This window comes from uncultured Campylobacter sp., assembly GCF_938018145.1.
Taxonomy (GTDB): domain Bacteria; phylum Campylobacterota; class Campylobacteria; order Campylobacterales; family Campylobacteraceae; genus Campylobacter_A.
The window spans coordinates 1-1,179 of the sequence record NZ_CALIII010000058.1 but is presented as its reverse complement, the minus strand read 5'-3'; the positions used below and the strand labels follow the sequence as shown (position 1 = coordinate 1,179).

Here is a 1,179-nt window from a genome sequence, read left to right as displayed (position 1 = left end):
TCAAGCGACGTAAGAGATACGGACTCTAGCTGAAGGCCGTTTTTAGATAGATCGGCTTCGATGGCATTTTTGACCTGAGAGCTAAATTCATCTCTTTTCTCGTGTAGCTCTTTCATCTCCATCGAGCTTGCCACCGAGCGGAGCGTGGCTATGAGCTTGCCTTCTATCAGCCCGGTTAGCTCTCTTAGATCGACCGTCTTTTTACCCAGCGTTTGCGCCGCGCGCGAGATAGACTCTCTATCCTCGCCCACTCTGATATAAAAATCAGCCGTGATATCCACGCGCATTCTATCTTTGGTTATGAAGCTATCGCTTTTAGAGCGAGCTACCGTGACCTTCATCGACTGCATATTTATGTCGATATAATCATGCAGTATCGGCAGTATCAGCGCGCCGCCGTCCACAACGACCTTTTCGCCGCCAAAGCCCGTTCGCACGAACGTAAGCTCCTTTGTCGTCTTTCGGTAAAGCCTTGAAAAGACGATACCCAAAATGATGATAGAAAAGAGTCCTATGCCGACAAATACGGCCAAAGAAGTCATCCCGTCAATGTTCATACTATTCTCCTTAGATTAAATTTACTGTTTTTTCTTGATGTAAAAGTTATTTTTATCGATCCTAACGATGAGCGCGATATCGCCTTTTACAAGCTCTTTTTCATCGGCAGCCCTTGCAAAAACGAAACGTTCTTTTCCGTTTTTATCCGCAACCTTAACGTCGCCGCCTTGCTCTTTGGTTATTTTATAGTCCTTTACTTCGCATTCGCAGCCAAGAAGCTCCTTTTTACTAAACGCAGCGCTTTGCACTTGAGGCAGGTATTTTGCCGCGAGCAGACTAACCCATCTAGTCCATGTCAAAGCGATAAAAAACGAAACCGCGGCGATAACCGCGCTCATATACCACGCAGGCGCCGCAAATCCATAAAAAACGCTAACGATAAAAAGCCCGCACGCTCCAAAACTCATAAGCAAAATCCCGTAAAAAACGGTGCTAGGCACGCCGCCTTTGTTCGCCCATGCTAGCAGCTCGGTACCGGGCGCGTCGATACCATCCACCCCGTCAAACAGGCCGTTTAACGGCTCAAGCACCGAAAATCCGGTCATCATCAAAATAACCTCAAGCAAGGCAAAAACTACAACGATAACCAGCGGAACGGAAAATATGAGGTTATTGCCGAGA

General features: G+C 47.2%; 2 protein-coding genes. Both read right to left on the bottom strand.

Annotated features, from left to right (window positions below):
* On the bottom strand, window positions 1-557 hold a 557-nt coding region (locus Q0338_RS01380; protein ID WP_298085198.1), incomplete at its 3' end, for a flotillin family protein.
* Between the two features lie 21 nt (window positions 558-578).
* On the bottom strand, window positions 579-1,179 hold a 601-nt coding region (locus tag Q0338_RS01375; RefSeq protein ID WP_298085197.1), incomplete at its 5' end, for an OB-fold-containig protein.